General features: G+C 45.8%; 26 protein-coding genes. 9 read left to right on the plus strand and 17 right to left on the minus strand.

The features are described 5' to 3' along the window. Window positions 1-50 precede the first annotated feature (50 nt). A complete protein-coding gene (fdxA, locus tag LAJ61_RS02595) occupies window positions 51-374 on the plus strand; it encodes a ferredoxin FdxA (protein ID WP_007115596.1) in 324 nt (107 codons plus the stop codon). Window positions 375-640: 266 nt separating this feature from the next. Here fdxA and LAJ61_RS02600 read toward each other — a convergent pair whose 3' ends face one another. Together LAJ61_RS02600 and LAJ61_RS02605 are read right to left on the minus strand one after the other, a co-directional pair. Next, window positions 641-1474 (minus strand): inositol monophosphatase family protein, encoded by an 834-nt coding sequence (locus LAJ61_RS02600; RefSeq protein WP_007115595.1) that lies wholly within the window; start codon window positions 1472-1474, stop codon window positions 641-643. 35 nt (window positions 1475-1509) lie between these two features. After that, the gene (locus tag LAJ61_RS02605; protein ID WP_224054369.1) at window positions 1510-3654 is read right to left on the minus strand and encodes a 1-deoxy-D-xylulose-5-phosphate synthase; all 2145 of its coding nucleotides are present in this window, start codon (window positions 3652-3654) and stop codon (window positions 1510-1512) included. Window positions 3655-4175: 521 nt separating this feature from the next. Here LAJ61_RS02605 and ribA point away from each other — a divergent pair. Then, on the plus strand, window positions 4176-4817 hold the full coding sequence (gene ribA, locus LAJ61_RS02610; protein WP_224054370.1) for a GTP cyclohydrolase II: 642 nt from the start codon (window positions 4176-4178) through the stop codon (window positions 4815-4817). 41 nt (window positions 4818-4858) lie between these two features. Here ribA and LAJ61_RS02615 read toward each other — a convergent pair whose 3' ends face one another. Then, window positions 4859-5671, minus strand: a complete 813-nt coding sequence (locus LAJ61_RS02615) for a sulfite exporter TauE/SafE family protein (protein ID WP_224054787.1) — start codon at window positions 5669-5671, stop codon at window positions 4859-4861. Window positions 5672-5780: 109 nt separating this feature from the next. Between LAJ61_RS02615 and LAJ61_RS02620 the strand changes: the two genes are divergently transcribed. From LAJ61_RS02620 to LAJ61_RS02630, 3 genes are read left to right on the plus strand one after another with little or no spacing between them, the layout of a single operon-like run. Beyond that, complete coding sequence (locus LAJ61_RS02620) at window positions 5781-6710, plus strand: biotin--[acetyl-CoA-carboxylase] ligase (protein WP_224054371.1); 930 nt, start codon at window positions 5781-5783, stop codon at window positions 6708-6710. A gap of 26 nt (window positions 6711-6736) precedes the next feature. Then, the gene (locus LAJ61_RS02625) at window positions 6737-7483 is read left to right on the plus strand and encodes a pantothenate kinase (protein WP_224054372.1); all 747 of its coding nucleotides are present in this window, start codon (window positions 6737-6739) and stop codon (window positions 7481-7483) included. A gap of 45 nt (window positions 7484-7528) precedes the next feature. Then, a complete protein-coding gene (locus LAJ61_RS02630; RefSeq protein WP_224054373.1) occupies window positions 7529-8002 on the plus strand; it encodes a hypothetical protein in 474 nt (157 codons plus the stop codon). Window positions 8003-8070: 68 nt separating this feature from the next. Here the strand turns inward: LAJ61_RS02630 and LAJ61_RS02635 are convergent, their stop codons facing one another. Then, the gene (locus tag LAJ61_RS02635; RefSeq protein WP_224054374.1) at window positions 8071-9639 is read right to left on the minus strand and encodes a TerC family protein; all 1569 of its coding nucleotides are present in this window, start codon (window positions 9637-9639) and stop codon (window positions 8071-8073) included. 304 nt (window positions 9640-9943) lie between these two features. Between LAJ61_RS02635 and LAJ61_RS02640 the strand changes: the two genes are divergently transcribed. Together LAJ61_RS02640 and LAJ61_RS02645 are read left to right on the plus strand one after the other, a co-directional pair. Beyond that, complete coding sequence (locus LAJ61_RS02640; protein ID WP_224054375.1) at window positions 9944-10993, plus strand: esterase/lipase family protein; 1050 nt, start codon at window positions 9944-9946, stop codon at window positions 10991-10993. 10 nt (window positions 10994-11003) lie between these two features. Continuing rightward, window positions 11004-12116, plus strand: a complete 1113-nt coding sequence (locus tag LAJ61_RS02645; protein ID WP_224054376.1) for a lipase secretion chaperone — start codon at window positions 11004-11006, stop codon at window positions 12114-12116. An 86-nt stretch (window positions 12117-12202) separates the two neighbouring features. Here LAJ61_RS02645 and hisD read toward each other — a convergent pair whose 3' ends face one another. From hisD to LAJ61_RS02680, 7 genes are all read right to left on the minus strand, one after another. Further along, complete coding sequence (hisD, locus tag LAJ61_RS02650) at window positions 12203-13498, minus strand: histidinol dehydrogenase (protein ID WP_224054377.1); 1296 nt, start codon at window positions 13496-13498, stop codon at window positions 12203-12205. 286 nt (window positions 13499-13784) lie between these two features. Continuing rightward, window positions 13785-14132, minus strand: coding sequence for a gamma-glutamylcyclotransferase family protein (locus tag LAJ61_RS02655; RefSeq protein WP_310586021.1), 348 nt, complete (start codon window positions 14130-14132; stop codon window positions 13785-13787). A 16-nt stretch (window positions 14133-14148) separates the two neighbouring features. Further along, entirely contained in the window at window positions 14149-14811 is a 663-nt protein-coding gene (gene hisG / locus LAJ61_RS02660) for an ATP phosphoribosyltransferase (protein ID WP_160001259.1), read from the minus strand. 13 nt (window positions 14812-14824) lie between these two features. Further along, on the minus strand, window positions 14825-16090 hold the full coding sequence (murA, locus tag LAJ61_RS02665) for a UDP-N-acetylglucosamine 1-carboxyvinyltransferase (protein ID WP_224054378.1): 1266 nt from the start codon (window positions 16088-16090) through the stop codon (window positions 14825-14827). Between the two features lie 20 nt (window positions 16091-16110). Then, window positions 16111-16368 carry a BolA/IbaG family iron-sulfur metabolism protein gene (locus LAJ61_RS02670; RefSeq protein WP_036594190.1) on the minus strand — a complete coding sequence of 86 codons (258 nt, stop codon included), beginning with the start codon at window positions 16366-16368 and terminating at the stop codon, window positions 16111-16113. A 92-nt stretch (window positions 16369-16460) separates the two neighbouring features. Further along, window positions 16461-16865: a YraN family protein gene (locus LAJ61_RS02675; RefSeq protein ID WP_224054379.1), complete on the minus strand. Its 405-nt coding sequence runs from the start codon at window positions 16863-16865 to the stop codon at window positions 16461-16463. A gap of 7 nt (window positions 16866-16872) precedes the next feature. After that, window positions 16873-17430: a hypothetical protein gene (locus tag LAJ61_RS02680; protein ID WP_224054380.1), complete on the minus strand. Its 558-nt coding sequence runs from the start codon at window positions 17428-17430 to the stop codon at window positions 16873-16875. Window positions 17431-17497: 67 nt separating this feature from the next. On the opposite strand from LAJ61_RS02680, the gene rsmI reads away from it, so the two are divergent. After that, a complete protein-coding gene (gene rsmI / locus LAJ61_RS02685; protein ID WP_224054381.1) occupies window positions 17498-18343 on the plus strand; it encodes a 16S rRNA (cytidine(1402)-2'-O)-methyltransferase in 846 nt (281 codons plus the stop codon). Here rsmI and LAJ61_RS02690 read toward each other — a convergent pair. Beyond that, window positions 18340-19089: a sulfite exporter TauE/SafE family protein gene (locus LAJ61_RS02690; RefSeq protein ID WP_224054382.1), complete on the minus strand. Its 750-nt coding sequence runs from the start codon at window positions 19087-19089 to the stop codon at window positions 18340-18342. The two genes, rsmI and LAJ61_RS02690, sit on opposite strands and share 4 nt — an antisense overlap. A gap of 45 nt (window positions 19090-19134) precedes the next feature. After that, a complete protein-coding gene (gene coaBC, locus LAJ61_RS02695; RefSeq protein ID WP_224054383.1) occupies window positions 19135-20463 on the minus strand; it encodes a bifunctional phosphopantothenoylcysteine decarboxylase/phosphopantothenate--cysteine ligase CoaBC in 1329 nt (442 codons plus the stop codon). 87 nt (window positions 20464-20550) lie between these two features. Between coaBC and radC the strand changes: the two genes are divergently transcribed. Continuing rightward, the gene (radC, locus tag LAJ61_RS02700) at window positions 20551-21228 is read left to right on the plus strand and encodes a RadC family protein (protein ID WP_224054384.1); all 678 of its coding nucleotides are present in this window, start codon (window positions 20551-20553) and stop codon (window positions 21226-21228) included. Here the strand turns inward: radC and LAJ61_RS02705 are convergent. The 4 genes from LAJ61_RS02705 to LAJ61_RS02720 form a co-directional block, all read right to left on the minus strand. Next, window positions 21225-21794: a DUF4126 domain-containing protein gene (locus LAJ61_RS02705; protein ID WP_224054385.1), complete on the minus strand. Its 570-nt coding sequence runs from the start codon at window positions 21792-21794 to the stop codon at window positions 21225-21227. The genes radC and LAJ61_RS02705 overlap by 4 nt on opposite strands. A 53-nt stretch (window positions 21795-21847) precedes the next feature. Next, the gene (locus LAJ61_RS02710; protein WP_224054386.1) at window positions 21848-22600 is read right to left on the minus strand and encodes a TSUP family transporter; all 753 of its coding nucleotides are present in this window, start codon (window positions 22598-22600) and stop codon (window positions 21848-21850) included. An 88-nt stretch (window positions 22601-22688) separates the two neighbouring features. Beyond that, window positions 22689-23048, minus strand: coding sequence for a 50S ribosomal protein L17 (rplQ, locus tag LAJ61_RS02715; protein WP_036593417.1), 360 nt, complete (start codon window positions 23046-23048; stop codon window positions 22689-22691). 20 nt (window positions 23049-23068) lie between these two features. Then, window positions 23069-24076 (minus strand): DNA-directed RNA polymerase subunit alpha, encoded by a 1008-nt coding sequence (locus tag LAJ61_RS02720; RefSeq protein ID WP_159771677.1) that lies wholly within the window; start codon window positions 24074-24076, stop codon window positions 23069-23071. Window positions 24077-24103: the final 27 nt, after the last annotated feature.

A 24103-nucleotide genomic window follows, 5' to 3' on the forward strand; every position in this document is an offset into this window, starting at 1 on the left:
ATTTTTTATGCTTTTAACATTTGTGCAACTAAAAAAAGGTAGCCACCGCCATGACTTTCGTCGTTACTGATAACTGTGTTCGTTGTAAATATACTGACTGCGTTGAAGTCTGTCCTGTGGACTGTTTCTATGAAGGTCCGAATTTTTTGGTCATCCATCCTGATGAATGTATTGATTGTGCGCTGTGTGAGCCAGAATGTCCTGCCAATGCGATTTTTTCTGAAGATGAAGTGCCAAAAGGTCAAGAAATATACATCGAACTGAATGCAGAACTCGCTGAAAAATGGCCAAACATCTCAGCCATGCACGACCCACTACCCGATGCCAAAGAATGGGATGGCGTACCCAATAAATTACAGTATATTGAAAGATAGCCTTTCTAACATACACCAGTTAGGTGATTTTTAGCAAGATGCTATAAACAAAATGCTAAAAAACAGCATATAGAACGAGGACGGCAATCAGTGAATATTGATTGCCGTTTTTATATTGTCATCTCTTATTATGCCAGCCTTGGTATTATGCCAACGTTGTTGTCTATCTGCTTAACTTAACCTCTTTAACTTAGCCTATTTTTTTGCAAATTGATTATGAAAAAAAACGCGCTATGGATTAGCGCGTTTTTAGTGTCACAACAGCATCAGCCTTTTACGGCACTGCCCCAAACTGGCACCACGGTTTGCATCAATGGTTTTAACAGTTTGATATTTGCCGCAAAGATAGAGCCTGTTTGCATCGCATTGTGTGCGCCTGTATGGTCAACCACAGTACCGCGTGCTTCAGTGACAATTAATTCACCGGCACAGATATCCCAAGGTTTGATAGACATTTCAAAATAACCATCAAACCGTCCCGCTGCGACATATGCCAAATCTAACGCGGCTGAACCCACACGGCGCACTTGACCGCCTTGTTCGCAGATTTTTTGTAAGCTTTCAAAATGCTCTTTGGCATACGATACTTTACCTTCCGCGCGGTTACGCTCAAGCGGATGACCTGTGGTAAAAAAGCCGCCATCAATGGTTTTATGCTCACTGACGCTGATACGGCGCTGGTTGAGGCGCGCGCCTTTACCACGACTGGCTGAGAACATCTCATCACGCACAGGGTCATAGATGATGCCATGTTCGGTGACGCCATTTTTTTGCACACCGATTGAGACACAAAAATGCGGTAAGCCATGAATAAAGTTGTGGGTACCATCTAATGGATCAATGACCCAGCACCAGTCTTTATCATTGCCCTTGCCTTCTTGTAGCCCAAATTCTTCGCCCAAAAATGAGTGGGTTGGGTAGCTTTCTTTGAGCATCGCGATCAATAATTCTTCGCTGTAACGGTCGATTTGGGTCACCAAACCATCTAAGCCTTTGCTTTCAATCGTGAACTCTAGCTTGTGGCGATTGTTGTGTGCATTTAAAATCTCTTGACCTACTTTTTGGGCAGCGCGGGCTGCCATGACGACCATCGGTTCCATAATTGACCTTTTGTTGAAGGATAAAAATCTAAAATTTATAACAAAATCGTTTGCATCTGTTTGACCACACCCGCGACATCTAGCTCACAATCGGCTAATTGCTGCTCAGGGCTGCCATGCGCGATATATTTATCGGGGATACCGATATTAAGTAGCGTTGGCAAGGCTTGGCTTGTTTTTGCTGCTTGGGCAACGAGGTATTCATTGACCGCACTACCTGCACCGCCCATGACTTGGTGTTCTTCAAGGGTAACAATGGAGCAGTTTTGCGCCAATAGAGTATCCAGTAATTCGCTGTCTAACGGTTTAACAAACCGCATATTATAAACAAAAAACGTCGTCGTTGGGTAAGTTTCGGCTAAGTTTTGACACGCCGTGACCGCCGTCTTTACCATGGTACCAAAAGCAAGCACCGCAACTTTTTTCGCCACGTTGCCAGTACCTGCAGCAGCATTGGCATCAATAGTCTGCTCAAGCGCTGCCTTACCGATTGGATACATCGCTTGGTTTTTATTAATCTCTGCCCCAATACCATTACCGCGTGGATAACGCACCGCAGAGGGTCCAATATGCTCATAACAGGTATTAAGTAAGTTATAGCACTCATTCTCATCTTTGGGACAAGCAATCACCATATTAGGCACAGTTCGCATAAAGGCGATATCAAACACCCCCGCATGGGTCGCGCCGTCTTCACCGACCAAGCCCGCACGGTCAATGGCGAACATCACGTTGAGATTTTGCAAAGCCACATCGTGAATCAGTTGGTCATAGCCACGTTGTAAAAATGTGGAGTAAATCGCGACAATCGGTTTGACGCCTTGGGTCGCCATGCCCCCCGCTAGGGTCACTGCATGTTGCTCGGCAATCGCCACATCAAAAAATTGGCTGGCAAAGCGCTTGGCAAATTCGGTCATGCCTGAGCCTTCAGCCATCGCAGGGGTAATCGCCATCAGTTGTTTGTCAGTGGCGGCTTTATCGCAGATAAACTCACCAAACACTTGCGAGTATTTTTTGGCGGGAGTAAGCACTGGCTTTTGGCTGTCAACTGGCACAGATTTTTCTTGCGCTGGGTTGATTTTTTTAAGTTTGGTAATGGCATGATAAGTAATCGGGTCGCATTCTGCCGGTAAAAAGCCTTTACCTTTGACCGTATGCACATGGACAAGTACTGCCCCTTTTAACTGCTTGACCCGTTCAAACACTTGAGTCAATTTGGCAACATCATGCCCGTCAAATGGTCCAAAATACTGAAAGCCGATGGCTTTAAATAAGTTTTCGGGGAACACTTCATCAATGAGTTTATTGGCGATTTTCTCAGGTAATGTCTCTAACTGAGAGGGTTTGGGAATACCTTTTTCTGCCAATTTTTCGACAATTTTATTGGGCAGGCGCGAGGTCCAATCATCTAAAGCTTCATTTGCCATGTGCAAATAATGACGAATACGGCGGTCTTCACTGGAGATGACGCGCTTGGTAAAAATAGCATCACCATTTTTATCGATATCGACTGCCAAACCACGCTGCCAAAGGGTGGCTAAATGTTTAGAAAATCCGCCCGTTGCCTGCGAAATTGACATGTCATTATCGTTGAGCACCACAATCAAATCGGCATTTTGCTGCACCGCGTCATTCATCGCTTCAAACGCCATGCCACCTGTCATAGCACCATCACCGACGATGCTAACCACTTTGTCACGTTTGCCTAAATAGCGCATAGCAAGCGACATGCCTAGCCCTGCAGAAATCGCCGTCGATGAATGCCCAACGCCAAAGGTATCATACTCAGACTCATGACGCTCGGGGAAGGCGGTCAGCCCATGTTGGCTACGAATGGTGGTAAGCTTGTCACGGCGACCCGTTAAAATTTTGTGGGGATAGGCTTGGTGCCCTACGTCCCAGACAATTTGGTCTTTGGGTGAATTAAAGACATAATGCAGTGCAATGGTAAGCTCAACGACGCCAAGGTTAGAACCAAAATGCCCGCCACTGACGCCCGTTGTATACAGCAAAAACTCGCGCAGTTCATCGGTTAATTGCTGCAATTGCGCGGTACTGAATTTTTTTAGGTCATCAGGACTGTCCACCCCATCGAGCAGCGGCGTATGCGGCTTTAGCATAGGGATGGTATCAAAGGTTTTTAATGGGTATTTTTGGTTAGCTATTTTAGTTTTTGACATATCTTGGCTGACACTTTTCATTGCTTACAGGGACTCGATGAGCCCTGTTGACACAGGTGAAAAAAATAAATAGTTAAAACGCACAATGACTATTAACACCTTATTGTTGGCACAAAATTGGCACAAAATACGGGCACAAAATTGACAGACTGCCAAAGCGTTGGGCGCTTGAAAATCTAGGTGGCTAAGCTAGTATTACCAGCTTTGAATTGCCAATGTGGCGCATGAATGTGGCATAATAGCATTTTTTTGTTGATTAAACATCAAACCTCGCTATTTTAGATTGTATCTTATAGCTTCTATAAAGTTTAGCTTAGCGCCTTGAATTTTTGATAAATTTTGACAAAAAAGTTGCGTCAGATAGCATGCCAACCTAGCTTGCGGCTTATTGATAAGATGCGTAATGACGCTATCCTTCTTGATATTTTAATCAATGCCTTCATGTAAAGGGCACTTTTATTTTTGGGTTTACCGACTTGGTTCAGTTGTTTGGGTCAGTTGGTCATTTTTTGGAGTAGTGGGTGTCGTATCAATTTATCACGCAAGCAACCTTACCAACAGCGCATGGGCTATTTGATATTCATGTGTTTGAAGATACCGACGACACGGCACGCGATGCGCTTGGCAATCGCAAACAAGAACACGTCATGCTGACGGTTGGTTTGCCCACGGCTGATAAATCCAAAATCCCATTGGTACGCATTCATAGCGAATGTTTAACAGGGGATGCCTTTAGTTCGCTTAAATGCGACTGCGGCCCTCAGCTCAACGCCACCATGCAGATGATTCAAGCTTATGCTAAAGATGGCGGCTGCGGGGCGATTTTATATTTGCGCCAAGAAGGACGCGGGATTGGACTTACCAACAAAATCCGTGCCTATGCGTTGCAAGACCAAGGACATGATACGCTTGATGCCAATTTGCTGCTCGGTTTGCCTGCCGATGCTCGCACCTATGAGATGTGCAAGCCGATGCTTGAGCACGTCGGCGTGGATAAGGTAAAGCTGATAACCAACAACCCCAACAAAATTGACTATCTCAATGATATTGGTATTGAAGTGGTAGCGCGCGTGCCGCTGTTGGTGGGTATCAACCCCCACAATGAAGCCTACCTCAACACCAAAAAAGAGCGCATGGGGCATATGATTGAGAATGGATTGTAAAATTCACTCTCATGACATGACACAAAACCCATTGTTTATTTTTACCATAAATTAATGCCAAGCGCGCCCACCATCATTTTTGCACCCACAATCAGCAGCAAACCACCAAACATGCGCTTTAAGGTGTTGGCAGGCAATTGGTGCGCCAATTTTGCCCCCACTTTGGCAAATAGATAACTCATCACTGAAATACACAAAAACGCAGTGATATGCACAAAGCCAATCGCCTCAGCGGGCAAGCCCTGTACATCTTTACCAAAAAACATAAACCCGAGCGCCCCTGCAATGGCAATCGGCAAGCCACAGGCTGCTGACGTACCCACCGCTTGTTGCATGGTCAAACCGAAACGGCTCAAAAAGGGCACAGTAAAACTGCCACCGCCAATACCGAAAATCGCTGATGCTGCACCAATGAACCCACCGACCCCTGTTTGCACAGGTACAGATGGCAAGTGAGTGGTCGCGACAACTTCAGATTTTTTAGCCAGAAGCATTTTTAGCCCCATAAACAGCGCCATGCCAGCAATCAAAAACGCCAAGACCTTACCATGCAATAAATCTGCGATATAAGCACCAACAAAACTACCCACCACCAAGCCAATTGACATATTGCGCCATACATCCCAGCGCACGCCACCGCGCTTATTGTGCGATTGCATGGAGCTTATCGATGTCACCACAATCGTGGCAAGCGATGTCCCTACCGCCAAATGGGTAATGACATCGCTTGGATAGCCATACGCTTTAAAAATCGCCATCAGCACCGGTACAATAATCAATCCCCCACCGACACCAAACAGACCCGCACAAGTGCCAGCAAATGCCCCCGCCAGCAAAAACCACAGATACATCATTTTTTGCATTTCCTTTGATTAAAAATAGCGTTAGTATAGCAAACTTATCTTTTTGACGTTTGTAACATTGTGCCTAAGCTTATGAACCCGACCCTATGTACCCATCCTCATGAGAATTGATTCGCTTTGCCATACCCATTTATCGTCAACCCACTCAACCAACAGCCAGCTGATTGAGTGGATGGTGCTAAGCTATCAAGCGCAGTCGCCCACCGACCATAACCGACCGCATTTTAGCCGCCCCCATTTACTCACTGCCGACACCCAATCTAGCGGACGTGGTCAACATGGCAGAACATGGCAATCACCGCTAGGCAATGTTTATTTATCGCTGTATGTGCCGACACAAGCCTATGCATTGCCGCAAAATCTTTGCTTATCTTATCGATTAGATGGTCGCTTGTCACTGTGCGTGGGTTATCAGCTCAGTCAAATCCCTATCATAGAACACATCAACCAAACAAGACTGGCAAAGCATTTGCCCACCATTGGTGTCAAATGGGTGAACGATGTGGGTTTTTATCAACCACAAGACGACCTACCTGACCAATTTCAAAAACTCTCAGGTATTTTGATAGAGCCTGTCAATGTCGCAGGTCAGATGATAGGGGTCGTCATCGGTGTGGGGGTCAATATTGCCCATGCTCCTGTGCTGACCGAGCAAACCCAAGAAGGCTTAAACTACCAAGCGGTAAGCTTGCAAGACTTGACAACGCAGCGCTTACAGCCCCGTGAGTTTTATCAGCCCATTACCGATGCCATAGCTAATGCGATTGGGCAATTTAATCAGCTGCAAGCGGCTGAAGCAAGCCAGCAATTTATCCATGATTTTGCCCAAAGAGACGTATTAAAAAACAAGCATTTGCAAATTCATAACGCCTTATCTGAGCAATCAATCACAGGCATTGCAGCAGGTATCGATGCACAAGGCTGTCTAACCATTGAGCAAGCAGATGGCAGCACACAAACGATTTGGACAGGCACCATTCAAGTTTTGGATTCAGCCGTTTCATCATTGCAGGCAAATAAACACAAATAAAGCATCCCTCTCAAAGGCTATTATTTATGACAAAACTTTGGCTAGACTTGGGTAATACCCGCTTAAAATATTGGCTCACCGACGATAGCGGTCAAGTGCTCGATCATGCAGCTGAGCAGCATTTGCAAGCGCCTGCCGAATTGCTCAAAGGGTTGACCTTTCGGCTTGAACGACTCAATCCTGACTTTATCGGGGTATCATCCGTACTTGGACAAGCCGTCAATAATCACGTCGCAGAAAGTCTAGAGCGATTGCAAAAACCGTTTGAATTTGCTCAAGTCCATGCCAAGCACGCGCTGATGTCGAGCGACTATAACCCCGCCCAACTTGGCGTTGACCGCTGGCTACAAATGCTCGGTATCATCGAGCCTAGCAAAAAACAATGCGTGATTGGCTGCGGCACTGCCGTTACCATTGATTTGGTCGATCAGGGTCATCACTTGGGAGGCTATATTTTTCCCAGTATCTATTTGCAGCGCGAGTCGCTATTCTCAGGAACGCGCCAGATTACTATTATTGATGGCACTTTTGATAGTATAGATTCAGGCACCAATACCCAAGACGCGGTGCATCATGGTATTATGTTATCCATTGTCGGGGCAATCAATGAAACAATTCATCGCTACCCACAATTTGAAATCACCATGACAGGCGGTGATGCCCATACTTTTGAGCCGCACCTATCAGCCAGCGTGGAAATTCGGCAAGACTTGGTATTGGCGGGACTACAGCGTTTTTTTGCCGCCAAAAATAACACTAAAAATCAAAACTAAAAACCAGAAATAAAATTAACCGTTAAGAAAAAAAGGAAATCACCGATGAAAAAAATCATTCAAACCACAAGTATCGCCTTACTCACTACGAGCCTATTAACCGCCTGTATGACTGCGCCTACGTTGCCCGCCAAGCCAACACCTTCAACAGTCAACCAGCCCGCCAATGCCACTCGCACGGTCACGCTTGCACTGGGGCAAAACATCTTTGTTAAAGAACACCAGCTAAATCTGACTTTTGATAAAGTGCTCAATGATAGCCGCTGTGCCACAGATGTACAGTGTATTTGGGCAGGGAATGCCACGGTGGCGGTCACGGCTATGACCACTACCTCTCGCCCACAAACCCTTAACCTATCGATTGGGGATTTGCGCGGTGACTTGCGTCAAACGCAGCGTTTTGCCAACAGGGATATTACCTTGACTGCGCTATCATCCGCGCCTGTATCCAGTCAATCTGCTGCCTCGTCAACGGGCAATCTGCCTACTATCACCTTGACGATTAAGCAAATTCCTTAATTGTTATATCCCTAAAAAAGTAATAAAAAAGGGGTTAATTACCCCTTTTTTATTACCCAAGCATTGGTTTACACCGTTGCCACCATCGGGGCTTCACGTTCAACTTTTAATTTCAAAATGCGCGATGTTGAAGTTTCTAGAATGGTAAACTTATAGCCACCGATATCAATGGTTTGATTGACTTTTGGGGCGTCGGTCAGCTGCGAAATCAAATACCCGCCAATGGTGAACTGATCGGCATCGAGTAGAAAATCTGGATCGTCAAGCTCCAAACGTAGTTGGTGCAAACTTGCTGTGCCATCCACAATCCAGTAATCGTCATAGGGGATAATTTCTAAGGTTTCATCTTCATCAGGGAACTCACCTGCAATCGCCTCTAGCACATCAAGCGGTGTCACTAGTCCTGCGACTTGACCGTATTCATCAATCACCATCGCCAAATTACCTTTGGCTTTTTTGAGCATATTGAGCAGTTTTAGATTGTCAATGCTCTCTGACACAAACACAGGCTGCTGCTTGTTAAGTAATGGTTTAATGGCGGTTTCAATATCTGCGACATTGTTATAGAGCAAATCCAAAAAGTCTTTGGCGCGTACTACCCCAAGCACTTTATCAATGGTATCTCGGCACACAGGAAACAAGCTATGCGGCGTATCAAGCAATTGCGCGCGCATTTCTTCGCGGCTACCGTTGATATTGACCCAAGAGATATCATTGCGCGGCGTCATGATGGTATGTACATCGCGCTCATTAAGCGCTAATACGCCACTAATCATATAACGCTCTTCTTGCGCAAATGGCATACTATCAAAATCAAAATGTTCTGAATTATTCTCTGGGGTAACCGCTTCTTCGGTTTTACCACCCATTAAACGTAAAATCGCATCCGCGGTACGGTCACGAATCGGAATTTGATTTTCATATTTGGTTTTATTGCGTTTGGCTACTTGGTTAAACGCTTCAATTAAGATTGAGAACGCAATCGCCGCGTACAAGTAACCTTTTGGCATATGAAAGCCTAGTCCTTCGACAATTAAACTAAAGCCAATCATCAATAGGAAACTTAAGCATAAAATCACCACGGTCGGGTGACGACCGACAAACTCCGTGAGCGCTCTAGACGCAGCCACCATCAATACCATGGCAATGATCACTGCCGCCATCATGATTTCAAGGTGTTTTGCCATGCCTACAGCGGTAATCACCGCGTCAAACGAGAACACCGCATCTAAAATCACAATCTGTGCGACAACCGCCATAAACCCAGCTTGCACTTTACTTTGGTTGGTATGCTCAGGTTTTCCTTCCAGCCGCTCATGCAGCTCAGTGGTTGCTTTAAACAGCAAGAACACCCCGCCTACCAATAAAATAATGTCTCGAACCGATAAATCAAAACTTCCCAAGGTGAGCACGGGATCGGTTAAGGTAATGAGCCATGACATCATGGACAAGAGCACCAATCGCATGAGTAGTGCTAAACCTAGACCCAAATTTCGAGCTTTAGCGCGCTGATGCGGCGGGAGTTTATTGGCTAGGATGGCAATAAAGACAAGATTATCAATACCTAAAACAATCTCAAGAACGACAAGCGTCGCAAGGCTTAGCCACGCTGACGGGTCAGATAGTAGTTCTAACATAGTGGGTCAGTTATTCTCTTGTTATGAGGGGCAAAAAATCAACAAACAGCAAAAACGAAAAATCAGCCGTTACCTTAGCAAATCATAGCAGAAAATCAATGATAATTTGTGTCTGCTTTTGTAGATAGCACGCCAATTGTGCCAATACATCACTTGATATTTAACCTTACCTACATACTGCATCGACTGACATTGCCAAAAAATATACTGATCAGTCATTTTATTTGATTCATAAATTCTTGATTTAGGTTAAATTAATCCATAGGACAGCGAAACTTCATTATGACTTTACAAGGATCAGTATATGTCACATCATCGCTTTATGCGCCGTGCCGCCAAAGGATTGCTTTTTTCTTCCATCGCATTTTCTGCGTCTTCTTATGCATCAAGCTATTACAACTGTGCCAATGCCACTGGCTGTGTCGCAGTCACTTCCCTGAGCGCCACCTCAAATTTTGCAAAAACCAAATACCCTATCGTACTTGCTCATGGGCTTGGTGGCTGGAACAAACTGTTTGGTTTGGTCGATTATTTTAATGGCATTCCTCAAGATCTCACCAAAAATGGCGCGAGTGTGTATGTGACCAAGACATCAAGTGTCAATGACACCGAAGTGCGCGGTGAGCAGCTACTCCAACAGGTCAAAACCATCATTGCCATCACCGGCAGCCCGAAGGTTAACTTAATGGGTCATAGCCAAGGCGGGATTGATATTCGCTATGTGGCGGGGGTTGCGCCATCGCTAGTATCCTCTGTGACGGCGATTTCTAGCCCTGAGCAAGGCTCAAAAATGGCGGATTGGACAGTCAAAATGGTGACTGAAGGCAGCGCGGCTGATGGCTTACCCGCTGGCGAATTTAATACCGCCTCTTTAATGGCAATCAAGTTTTTTGAATTGGTGGGCGGTGTGATGGATATTGGATCTGGCGTGCCACTGAATCAACTGCAGCAGCAAGATGGCTGGGCAGCCGTCAATTCACTCACCACCAATTATGCAGCCAAATTTAACCAAAAATTCCCTGCAGCAATGCCGACCAGTTATTGTGGATACCCAAAAAACACGGTGGTCAATAATGTACGTTACTACTCATTTAGTGGTGCCCAAACTATGACCATGCTTGTCGATCCGTCTGATACGGTGTTGGGGTTGACGGGTTTATCCTTCAATGGCGAAGCCAATGATGGTCTTGTCTCACCCTGTTCAAGTCGTCTGGGTGCAGTGATTCGTGATAACTATAAAATGAATCACATGGATTCAGTCAATCAGGTATTTGGCATTGTCAGTTTGCTAGATACCAATCCATTGACTGTCTATCGCAACCAAGTCAATCGCTTAAAAGGTCAATCGTTGTAAGCTTATGCCTATGGTTCCTTCAAACAACCCTAACACAAACCAACGACCGATAACCTGGCTAATAATCGTATTAGCCAGTGTCATCATTGCATTATTGATAGCCTGCATACTGTGGTTAAAACCTAAGGACGCTGTCAAAACAGCCAATAATTTACAGCATGATGCCGCTAGTACGATGCCATCTGGTATATTGCCCTCCAATCAAACCATTACGCTCGCCAATGCATCCTCCGTCAGCGCGAACGCTACCCCCTTGCCCACATCACTGGCCACATCACTGCCCAAATCACTACAAGGCACCCAAGTCGATGGTGAAATTATTATCGATGAAAATAAGCAATTGGTGGTGACCGCCGGTTTGCGCCGACTGTTTGATTATTTTTTGTCCGCACAAGGGGAAGAGCCGTTAAGCCAAATTGAACAACGGGTGATTGCGTATATTCGTGAACATACGCCTGAGCCTGCCGCAAGCCAAGCGGTTAACATTTTTCAAAATTATCTCACCTATTTGACTGCTGTCAGCCAGCTAGATAAGCCTAAAGCACAGCAAAATCCCAATGTCAGTGCATTAGATTTATCTGCGATTAAAAACCAATTACGCGCAGTACAACAGCTGCAAGCCCGCTATTTTGACGCCAAAACCCGTGAAGCCTTTTTTGGCGATGAACAAGCCCTCAATGACTATAACATGACGGTCGTCGAAGCTAACCAAAACGCGCAACTGAGCAATGACCAGCGCCAAGCCATCATTGATAAAGCGCAGACTGCCTATATCGCCAGTGTTAAAGACCCACATCTACAGACAAAGCTAACCGAGCAGCGCAATATTGACAAGTTATTAGCGCAAACGCAGCAAATGCAGCAGCAAGGGGCAACGCAAAGCCAAATCAATGCCATGCGTAGTCAATATGTCTCCCCTGAAGCGGTTAAACGGCTTGAGCAGCTTGACCAATCTGAAGCGCAATTTGCGCAGCGTGTGGCAACTTATCAGACACAGTCTAACCAAATACTGAGCAAATTGGGTAATGTGCCGCAAGCACAGCAACAAATTGTGGCGTTACAGCAGACGATGTTCACGCCTGAAGAACGGCTACGCCTAGATGTATTGACAAAGCAGCGTTAATAACTTCCCCGTTAAAATGAGTTAAATGAGTTAAACGCCCTGTTGAATTGCCATAAGCTGTTGAATTACCAAAGGCGCGTTTGAGCTTATTTTACACGGTAACGGGCTGAACGCGCGTGGGCATCCAAATTTTCTTCCACCGCCAATATATCGGCAGTTTTTGCCAGCGTTTGGCTACCTTGCTCGCTACAATAAATAATCGAAGATTTCTTTTGAAAATCATAGACGCCGAGCGGTGAACTAAAGCGTGCGGTACCTGACGTTGGCAACACGTGATTAGGGCCAGCACAATAATCACCAATCGCTTCAGGGGTATAGCGACCCATAAAGATAGCGCCCGCATGACGAACATCTTTGACCATCACTTCTGGGTCATCGACCGATAATTCCAAATGCTCCGGCGCAATGCGGTTAATCACTTCAATACCTTCTGCGCGATCTTTCACCAAAATCAGCGCGCCACGGTTGGCAATCGCCGCTTTAGCGATTTCAGCTTTTGGCAAATCTGCTAAGGCTTTTTCGATTTCCTGCGCAACTTTTTTCAGTAATGGCTCAGATGGGGTGACAAAAATCGCTTGCGCGACAGTGTCATGCTCAGCTTGCGATAATAAATCCATGGCTAACCAATCCGCTTTATCATTTGCCACACCTTCGGCATACACGAGAACTTCCGAGGGACCTGCAATCATATCAATGCCCACTTGCCCAAACACGGCGCGTTTGGCGGCTGCCACGTATTTGTTGCCAGGTCCTGTGATTTTATCGACTTGCGGGATGGTGTTAGTGCCGTAAGCCAACGCTGCCACCGCTTGCGCGCCGCCAATGGTAAAGACTTTATCCACACCCGCCAAATAAGCGGCCGCCAATACCAAGGAATTTAGTTCACCATGAGGGGCGGGCACCACCATGATAATTTGCCCGACCCCTGCCACTTTGGCGGGTAACGCATTCATCAAGACGCTAGATGGATAACTTGCCAGCCCACCTGGCACATAAATACCCACTTTATCGAGTGGCGTAACTTGTTGTCCAAGCGTATTGCCTAGCGCATCTTGATACGTCCAGCTTTCTTGCCGTTGGCGCTCGTGAAAAGATGTGACGCGCTGTGCCGCCAGTTCAAGCGCTTGCTTGATTGTAGGATTTAACCCATCAAATGCTTGTTTGAGCTTTTCTTGTGAAATCTCTAGCTGGGCAAAGGTTTTGGCAGGATGGTTGTCAAATTGTTGGGTCAGCTTTAACACCACCTCATCCCCACCCTGACGCACTTGCGCGATAATATCATCGACCGTAGCCAGTAGCGCTGGATCATTTACCGTTTCAAAAGCAAGCAGCTCAGTCAATTTCTGCTCAAAACTGGCTTGTTGGCTATTTAACAATCGCATGGTATTCCCCTAAGAATAAAAATGACTAACACATAGCATAACAAATTTTATCATGGATGAAAGCGGCTTTTTAGCCTGCAAAGCTTCGCCAACCCATCAAAATTGGTGCATCAAAGCTAGCGCATCAAAATCGACTAAACTAAGCCAATCCGTCACCGCTTTTAGTTTTCGCCCAATTAAAAATCACCCAGTTAAAAAAAGACGTCTTAATAACGTCTTTTTTTAATCTTCAATGTTTTAATTTTCAATGTTTTCATATTCCATGTTTTAATCTTCAAAGACAGCTTTAATAATGCTGTAGATTATCGAGTGCATACATAAAGGTTTGGATTTTTGCACCATTGTCAAGCGTGGCGGTTACTTCAATGCGCTGATAGGCTTCACCTTCAAACTCATCTAGCCGCGCCCAATGATTGGCCAAATCATCCGACGAAAACACCAAGCCCGCTACCATGTCGCCTTGTTCATCTGGGATGACTGCAGGAAATCCGAGCGCCGAGCCCCAACCGCCATCTGGCATCAAATGCCCACGAATAGTCGCAGGCTGCCAACTGCCGTTGTTGATAGGTGTCATGATACTGTGGTTGTCACGATTGGGCGCTAGCGTGCCATACACAAAAAGATGCTGCATCATGGTGATTTTTGAAACCTTACTGGGTGTTATCAGCGACGCTTTGCTTGAAGCTTTCAATGATTGGCTCAAGCAGCGCAAATTTGCGTTTATAACTGACCTGATTGACAATCAAACGCGAAGAAACTTGGCAAATCTCTTGGCGCGGCTCTAGACCATTGGCTCTTAAGGTATTACCGGTATCGACCACATCCACAATCAAATCTCCCAAGCCCACCAAGGGCGCAAGTTCCATGGAACCATAGAGTTTAATCACATCCACTTGTTCACCGCGACTGGCAAAAAATGCGCGCGTCACATTGACATATTTGGTGGCAATTCGAAGACGACGACTGGGTAATTGTAGCCCCACTTTACCTGCCGTCATCAAACGGCATTTGGCAATTTGTAGGTCAAGCAATTCATATAAATTGCTTGAGCCATGCTCCATCAGCACATCTTTACCCGCCACACCAAAATCCGCCGCCCCATGCTCCACATAGGTTGGCACGTCACTGGCGCGTAAAATCAAAATCCGCACATCAGCATGCGTGGTCGGGAAAATAAGTTTACGTGATTCTTCTGGGTCTTCAAGTAGTTCGATACCTGCCTTTTCTAGCAGAGGCAAGGTATCTTTTAAGATTCGCCCTTTGGATAACGCTAAGGTAAGACCGTTATAATTGGCATCATTTGCTTGTGTCATTGTCTTATACCTGTTATTTGCCTTTTACCCGCTCAATGGTCACGCCCAAGCCGCGCAGTTTATCTTCCACATATTCATAACCACGGTCAATGTGGTAAATGCGCTCGATACAGGTCTCGCCTTTGGCTGCCACCGCTGCCATTACCAGTGACATAGAGGCGCGTAAATCGGTTGCAATGACAGGCGCAGCATTGAGCTTATCGACGCCTTGAACAACGGCAGTATGACCATCGACTTTGATATTTGCCCCCATACGTTGCAGCTCAGGGACATGCATGTAGCGATTTTCAAAAATATTTTCAATAATGGTACTGGTGCCTTCTGCAATACAGCATACTGTCATAAGCTGGGCTTGCATATCGGTTGGGAAGGCAGGGTGTGGTAGTGTGCGGATATCAACCGCTTTTGGACGACCTGCCATTTTGACATTAATCCAGTCGCTGCCAACAGTAACTTGTGCGCCCATTTCTTCAAATTTTTTCAGCACGGATTGCATCAAGCTTGCTTCGGTTTTTTTGGCAGTCACTTCCCCGCCTGTCATCATGGCAAGCGCAAGATATGAGCCTGTTTCGATACGGTCTGGTACTACTGAGTACTCACAGCCATTTAATTTGTCAACGCCTTCAATGGTCATATAAGCGGTGCCAATGCCTTCAATTTTTGCGCCCATTTTGACAAGCATATTAGCCAGATCAACTACTTCTGGTTCACGCGCACAGTTTTCTAGGTGCGTGGTTCCTTCTGCCAATGCCGCTGCCATGATGGTATTTTCAGTGCCGCCAACCGTGACCATATCAAAGGTGAAATGACAGCCTTTTAGCCGACCGCTAGCAGGTGCTTTGGCTTTGACATAGCCATTTTCAACAGTGATGGTCGCTCCCATCGCTTCCAAGGCTTTTAGATGTTGGTCAACAGGGCGTGAGCCAATTGCGCAGCCACCAGGTAGCGATACTTCAGCCTGCCCAAAGCGTGCAAGCAGCGGTCCCAATACCAAAATCGATGCACGCATGGTTTTGACCAGCTCATACGGGGCATAGTAGCTATTGATGGTACTGGTATCGCAAGTCACCGTATCGCCGTTCTTTTCAATGGTGATACCCGTGCCCGCAATCAATTTGACCAAGGTATTGACGTCTTTGAGTGTCGGTACATTGTGCAGGGTGACGGGGGTTTCTGCCAAAATCATTGCCGCAAGCAAGGGTAATGCCGCATTTTTTGCACCAGAGATGACCACTTCCCCTTTAACTTGAGTGCCACCCGTGATTAAAAATTTATCCATGTGTTTCTCCTAAAAATGGCTTACTGCGCAGCTTGTTTAGCTTGCATCTCATGCCACTGGGCATAGGTCAACGCTTGGATATTCAGTGCATGGATTTCACCTGACGCAAATTTATCAGACACCAACCCCAACACGGCTTGTTGACGCGCGACAGCACGTTTACCCTCAAAGCTGTCATCCACCACGCGCACATCAAATTTGTTGCCTTGATTGGCGGCTTCGATTTTGCCACTTGGAAAATGGGGTTGTAGTAAAGTAATTAAATCTTGTGCGTTCATGGGAAATACCTAATAAAAGAGGGGTAAAATTATACTATTTTGCTGCGTAGCATAGCATAATTTTTGCTAAGTTTATACGTTATACAAAATGCTTAATTTACGCCAAAAGCGTCCTTAATCCATGTAGGCGTTGGCATGCCAGCCTGCCCTGCAGTTGCAGCGCCTTCATAACTTACCACATCAAAGCGAATGTCAAAGTTATCAAATTGTGGATGCGCTTGTAAAAAAGCTGCGGTAGTTTTAATGATTTTACGTTGTTTGGTGGGGGTGATACTGTCTAAACTTGTGCCAAATTGGCTGACTTTTCGTTGACGCACTTCGACAATGACTAAGCAAGGGGTTTTTTGCGTCGGCTCAAGCATCACCAAATCAAGCTCGCCCAAGTTTTTGTAGTGCCAGTTTTTGGCAAAAAACGTTAAGCCTTGCGCTTCAAGGTAGTGTTTGGCGAGGGTTTCATAATAATCGCCTTGGCGTTGTTTTGGGGCGGTGAGTTTCATTGTTGGGTTATTTTACTGTTGCAAAGGTTTTTTCTAAAGCGGCACAAGTTGGGTATTTTTGCTGTAATTTTGCCAAATAATACGCTTGATTGTTATCGATAAAGCCATCCAAAATCCCTGAGTAATTTTGACCAATCCCACATCGTTGCTGTTGTCGATTCCAACTGACCGGTATCACCAACGGCTTTTGTAAAATCAGCTTGTTGTTTTGACAAGTCAGCTTTGCCACACTATCAATGCGGTAATTATGCGGTTTACCCCCATCATAATGACTGGCTAATGCTACAACGATATCGTTGGGTTTTAGTGAGCTAATAGCAAAAACACCTTCAAAACGCTGCGCCGATGGCAAAATACGCCGTTGACGCCATGTGCGAAACACCCAGTGATAATCGGTGAATTTTAAGCCAAAACCTTGCTTTGCTTGGTTTTCACGTTGCAATTCAGCGCCTTTTTCGATACTGGCAATTCGTCCGACCAACACATCAGCCGGGGATGAGGGTAAACAAGCCTCTGCCGTTGAAATTAAACTTACACTTAAAATAGCAAAGCAAATTGTTTTCATCACAAATCCTTTTTTCCGCAGAAAACCTTATAATACCACCAATATTTAGCAAAACTTGAGAAAAATCATGCAGCAAACCGGCACACTCTATATCGTCGCCACCCCGATTGGTAATTTATCCGATATCACCGCCCACGCCATCGACTGCCTAAAAACCGTGGCTATCATCGCCTGCGAAGACACCCGCACCTCGGGCAAACTGCTCAATCACTTTAACATCCCCACCAAAACTTGGGCTTATCACGACCACAATGCCGAAGTACAGACGCCTAAACTGATTGAGATATTACAGTCAGGGCAAAGTATCGCGCTTATCAGTGATGCCGGTACCCCACTCATTAGCGACCCTGGTTTTCGACTGGTACGCGCCTGTCACCAAGCCGGTATCAAAGTCTCGCCGGTTGTCGGCGCCAGTGCTGCCATAGCCGCCCTATCGGTCGCAGGATTACCTTCAGACAAGTTTTATTTTTATGGCTTTTTGCCTGCCAAAACCGCAGGACGCCAAAGCGAATTGACTAAAATCAAGGATTTAACCGCCACGCTGATTTTTTATGAAGCGCCCCATCGTATTGTTGAATGTATCGATGACATGATTACGGTGCTTGGCAACAATCGACAAGTGACGTTTTGCCGTGAGATAACCAAAACGTTTGAAACCATTTATCCATCAACGCTCGGTGAACTAAAGCAGTTTGTTGCAAGCGATGCCAATCAGCAAAAAGGTGAAATGGTACTGGTGGTCGCTGGCGCAAATGATTCTGTCAATGATGAAGGTAAACACGATGAATTGCTAAAACGATTATTGCAAGATTTGTCGGTGAAAAAAGCCGTACAGCTCGCCAGCGATATCACAGGTGCAAAGAAAAATGCCTTGTATGAGCGGGCGTTGATGTTAAAAGACGATAATGATTAACCACTAAAAGCTTTGAATAAGGCGTTAACACCTAACAGTAATAAAATCACCAACGTCATATTTTTGAACATTTTTTGTGAGATTTTATGGCGAAAATAAAACCCGATATACAAACACAGCAACGACAACAGCGTCGCCACGCCAATCACGCCCAATTCTGTCGTTGGTAGGCTCACGAACCCTTGCCACAGCACGATGAGCTGAGCAATTTTGCCGACTACATAGCACAGGTTACTGGCTTTAATCAGCTCGGTTTTGGGGTCTAGGCTGCCTTCGGTAGCCGATAGCAAGTACATCACCAGTAGCGGCGACATGGCATTGGTCGCACCGCCGAGCACGCCTGCCACCAGCCCACTGAAGATTAAACTTGGTTGATTATTGGGCAGTCGAATATTTTTGCCCGTTTGACTTGCCAAAAACTGGGTCAGCACATATCCGACAATCAATAGCCCAAGCCCGATCAGCAAATAATGCGGTGCGATGAGAAACACCAACTTTGTGCCGATCAGACTGCCCACAAAACTAGTAAACACCAATAGCCAATATTTTTTGAGGTAGTAGCCAATATTGCCACCCTCCAAAAACACCACCAAGTTAATCACCAAACACGGCACGACCGTCAGCAGCAGCACATGCGACATCGGATAAAAACTTGCCAATGCTGTTGTCGCAATCAACGTCACGCCAATCCCTGTCAGCCCATGAAACATACTGGCGATAGCAAATATCGCGGGGATCATGAGCATCGAAAGCATGACACCTTGCTGAACGGAAAAAATCGCCATCAGCGACTATCTTACCAAGGTGAATTTACCCGCTAATTGCTTACCGATTAAGCTGACCAGCTGACTGGCAATGATATCCTTGCTGGCTTTTTCGAGGCTGACTGCGGCGTCTTTGCCCTTAAAAAACACCGTCATGGCATTGTCATCACTGCCAAAACCAATATCGGTGCGGGACACATCATTACAAGCAATCATATCGAGATTTTTTGCTTCGAGTTTGCCACGAGCATATTTCTCGATATCTTGGGTTTCTGCCGCAAATCCTACCACAAAAACCTCAGGGAATTCTGTGGCAATGGTCGCCAAAATATCAGGGTTTTTCACCAAATCCAGCGACATCTGATCTTGCGTTTTTTTAATCTTTTGCGGCACGACATCACGCGTGCGATAATCAGCGACCGCAGCCGTGGCAATAAAAATATCGGTCGCTGTACTGGCAGGTTCAACTTCAATATCATTGCCAAATTCATCATGGTCATGATGGTGGTGATGATCATGGTCATGGTCGTGATCGTCATGGCAATCACATATATCGTCACTGGCGCATTGGCGAGCGGTCATTAGCATTTCTTCAGCCGATAACACATCGATACGATTGACCAGTAGTGGCGTTGGCAGCGGTACTTTACCCCCAACGATCAAAGTTACCCTCGCACCTGCATTACGGCACGCTTTTGCCAGCGCAAAACCCATTTTGCCCGTGGAATGATTGGATAGATAGCGCACAGGGTCTATGGCTTCAATCGTCGGACCTGCGGTGATTGTCACATTTTTACCTGCCAATACTTGCGGGGTGATTTGCGCTGCGATGAAATATTGCACGTATTCAAGTAGCTGCTCTGGCTCTGGCAATCTTCCCTCACCGATATCCCCACAGGCTTGCTCACCGCTGGCTGGTTGGATGATCTCATAATCATAATCGGTTAACGTCTGCAAATTAAGTTTGACCGATGGATGTTGCCACATTTGCTGATTCATAGCAGGCGCCACCAAAATCGGGGCGGCGGTAGCAAGGCAAACGGTAGTGAGTAAATCATCCGCTATTCCCATGGCCAGTTTAGCAATCGTATTGGCGGTAGCAGGCGCGATAATCAACAAATCCGCCCATTTTGCCAGTTCAATATGCCCCATTCCCAGCTCAGCGCTCTCATCCAACAAGTCGATATGCACTGGGTTGCCCGTCAAGGCCTGCAGCGTTAAGGGTGTGATAAAGGCTTGCGCGCTTGCCGTCATAATAACACGGACGTCATAGCCACTTTTGATTAATAGTCGGGCAAACGAGGCGGATTTGTAGGCAGCAATGCCGCCTGTGATACCAAGAAGGATATTTTTCATAAGATAAAAGCACTAAAAAATTTCGCCTATAGTAACAATTTTCCGCCACTTTAGGTATGATTAATCATCATTTATTAGGAAATGCCCATGGCAATCAAAGACTGGCACCAAGACGAGCGCCCCAGAGAGAAGCTACTACAAAAAGGCGCTGAGAGTCTATCCGATAGCGAGATTTTGGCAATATTTCTGCGCACAGGTACCAAAGACCAATCCGCTATCGAACTGGCTCGTGGCTTGATTGAAAGATTTGGCAGCCTAGCTCAGTTACTATCTGCGCCCAGTGAAGCAGTCATGGCGTGTCATGGTATCGGCATGGCAAAATACGCTCAGATTTTGGCAAGCCTTGAGATGGGCAAACGCTACCTTGCCAGCCAAGTCAAACAAGCCCCTACCCTTAACGCCAGCCAATTGGTCAAAGACTATCTGACTACGCAGCTGCGACCGCTCAATCGCGAGGTGTTTGCGGTGCTGTTTTTGACCAATCAGCTCACCTTAATCCAGTATGAGGTGTTGTTCACAGGTGGTATTTCATCGTGCTCGGTGTGCGTGCGGGAAGTATTGCGCTGTGCGTTAAAATACGGGGCAAGTCAGCTTATTATCGCCCATAATCACCCAAGCACCTCTGCCACAGCGTCACAAGCAGATCTGGAAATTACCCGCAGTTTGGCAAAAGCGTGTCAGCTCGTCGATATGACTTTGATTGACCATATTATCGTGGGTCAAGATGGCACGCTTTCTTTACAAGAAACAGGGCATATGCCTTAGCGTTTAACGCGATTTTTAACCATTATTACCACCCAAATCATCATCAGTAAACCAATGAGTAACGCAATCATCGCAAAAATGGGTGAAAAAATCGACAAAGCCGACAGCCCTATCGCTGTCCCGGTCTCTGCCACGGAAACAGCGGGATTTGCCAAACCGCCCGTCGTCGCAGTCGAAGCCACACGCGTGGTGGCAGCTGTACCTTTTATCGTAGCGGCGGCGCCGCCACCAGCCATGATCGCTAGCGCCCAAGTCATTGCAGGACTCATATGGGTCAATGTCGAAGCCATGACCAATGTTCCTGCAATCCCTGCGAGCGGTACAGCAACCGTATCTAACATATGATCAACCAACGGGATTAAATAACTCATCGACTCTGCAATACTGGCTACACCCAAAATAATTAACGCAGGCGTAGAGCCTACCCACTGCCAGCTGTCATTGAGCGAAATAATATGAAAATATGCGGCACAGCTGAGCGCAAACAGAGGTACAAACACACGAAACCCGCTACTTGCCGCCAAACCAATCCCAAGAAAGATACTTAAAATCATTTCAGTTGTCATATTTTCGATACTCAAAGTATGAATAATTTTACCGCTATCATAAATAAAAATTATTAAGAAAAAAACACATATTTAATTAGCATCGCAAAACACATCATCACAATCACCGGTCGAATAAACTTGGTACCGCCTTTGACCACCATCTGCGCGCCCAATGAAGCACCAATAAATTGCCCCAACATCATAGCAAACCCCACTGACCAAAGTACTTTTCCACCCAATATAAAAAACATCAGCGACGCGGCATTGCTGGTAAAGTTGAGTAATTTGGCATTGGCAGTCGCGGTAATCATATCCAAGCCCCGCATGGTGATACCGCCTAGCGCAAAAAACATCCCTGTACCAGGACCCAAATAGCCATCATAAAAGCCAATCAAGGGTGACATCCCGTATTGCCATTTATTTTTGCTGATTCGTGGTGCAGATTTGACCTCACCAATATTAGGTGCAAACAGATAATAAATACCAATAAGCGCGATTAAAAAAGGAATGCCTTTGGCTAATAGCACTGGCGGAGAAAGCTGCACAGCCATGGCGCCTAGCACGGCTCCCACAAAACAGGCGATAATTGAACGCCAAATTTGCTTAGGGTGAATTTTGCCTCTGCGTATCATAGTAATGGAGGCAGAAAGCGAACCTGCAGTCGCTTGCAGCTTGTTGGTGCCCAAGGTATAAAGCGTAGGAACATTTGCCATTAACAGGGCAGGAATGGTCAATAAGCCACCACCTCCTGCCATGGCATCTAAAAATCCTGCAATCCCCGCGACCAACGTTAACATCACTAGCACATCAAAACTCAATTGCATCATTTTTCCAAAGGTAAATTGAGGATTTATCACTATAAACAAAAAACCCCATAAGCGCGAACCTATGGGGTTTTTTTAATCAGTATGATTAGTCACGGTCTACTAATTCAACGTATGCCATCGGCGCAGCATCGCCATCGCGATAACCACATTTGATGATACGTAAATAACCACCTGGACGCGCTTTGTAGCGTGGGCCTAGTGTCGTGAATAATTTACCTACAGTCGCTTTATTACGTAAGCGGTTAAACGCTAGACGACGGTTAGCAACTGAATCTTCTTTTGCCAAAGTAATTAGCGGCTCTGCCACACGGCGAAGCTCTTTAGCTTTAGGAAGAGTAGTTTTGATGAGTTCATGTTCAAATAGTGAGTTGGTCATATTTTGGAACATGGCCTTACGATGGCTGCTGGTACGACCCAACTTAACTCCACTGTTACGATGTCGCATGGTCAAACTTCCTTTAAATTTTAACGGCTACGGTAAGAGAAGCGGTCATCAACACGTAAATCAGCAGGTGGCCAATTTTCAAGGCGCATACCAAGCTCTAAGTCTTTAGAAGCAAGGACGTCTTTGATTTCAGTTAATGATTTCTTACCGAGATTTGGGGTTTTTAACAACTCAGTTTCGGTGCGTTGTACCAAATCGCCAATGTAATAGATATTTTCCGCCTTCAAGCAATTTGCTGAGCGAACCGTTAACTCTAAGTCATCCACTGGGCGCAGTAGCACAGGGTCAACTTCTTCTTTTTCCTTAACAGGTTCTGGGGTAGCTTCCGCTTCAAGGTCAACAAATACGGCAATTTGCTGCTGCAAAATCGTTGCTGCTTTGCGAATCGCTTCTTCCGGATCGATGGTACCATTGGTTTCAAGTTCAATAACCAAACGGTCTAAGTCAGTACGTTGTTCAACACGGGCATTTTCAACTTGGTATGCCACGCGTAAGATTGGGCTATAGCTAGCGTCCAATTTTAAACGACCAATAACTTTGTTATCACCAGAATCTTTACGTACATTGGCAGGCTCATAACCACGACCTACTGCTACACGCAAACGCATTTTTAAATGACCACGATCACTTAATGTACCTAAAACTAAATCAGGATTGATAATCTCTACATTGTGAGGTAACTCAATATCTGATGCTAGTACATTGCCAGGACCTTGTTTGTCAAGGGTCAAGAATACTTCATTTTGATCATGCAATTGGATCGCTAAACCTTTTAAATTTAATAATAGATCTAACACATCTTCTTGCAACCCTTCAAGGGTTGAATACTCATGATCAACGCCTTCGATTTCAGCTTCGATTACAGCTGCACCAGGCAATGAAGATAATAGAATACGACGTAGGGCATTACCTAATGTATGCCCAAAACCTCGTTCTAACGGTTCGAGCGTGACTTTGGCGTGTGTTTCATTGACCGTGTCCACATGAATGGCATTCGGTGTAAGAAACTCAGTAGCATTTAGCATCATTTGTCACCTCGACTTTATAGTAAAATT

This window comes from Faucicola osloensis (genome assembly GCF_020041925.1).
In the GTDB taxonomy this organism is placed as follows: Bacteria; Pseudomonadota; Gammaproteobacteria; order Pseudomonadales; family Moraxellaceae; genus Faucicola; species Faucicola osloensis_D.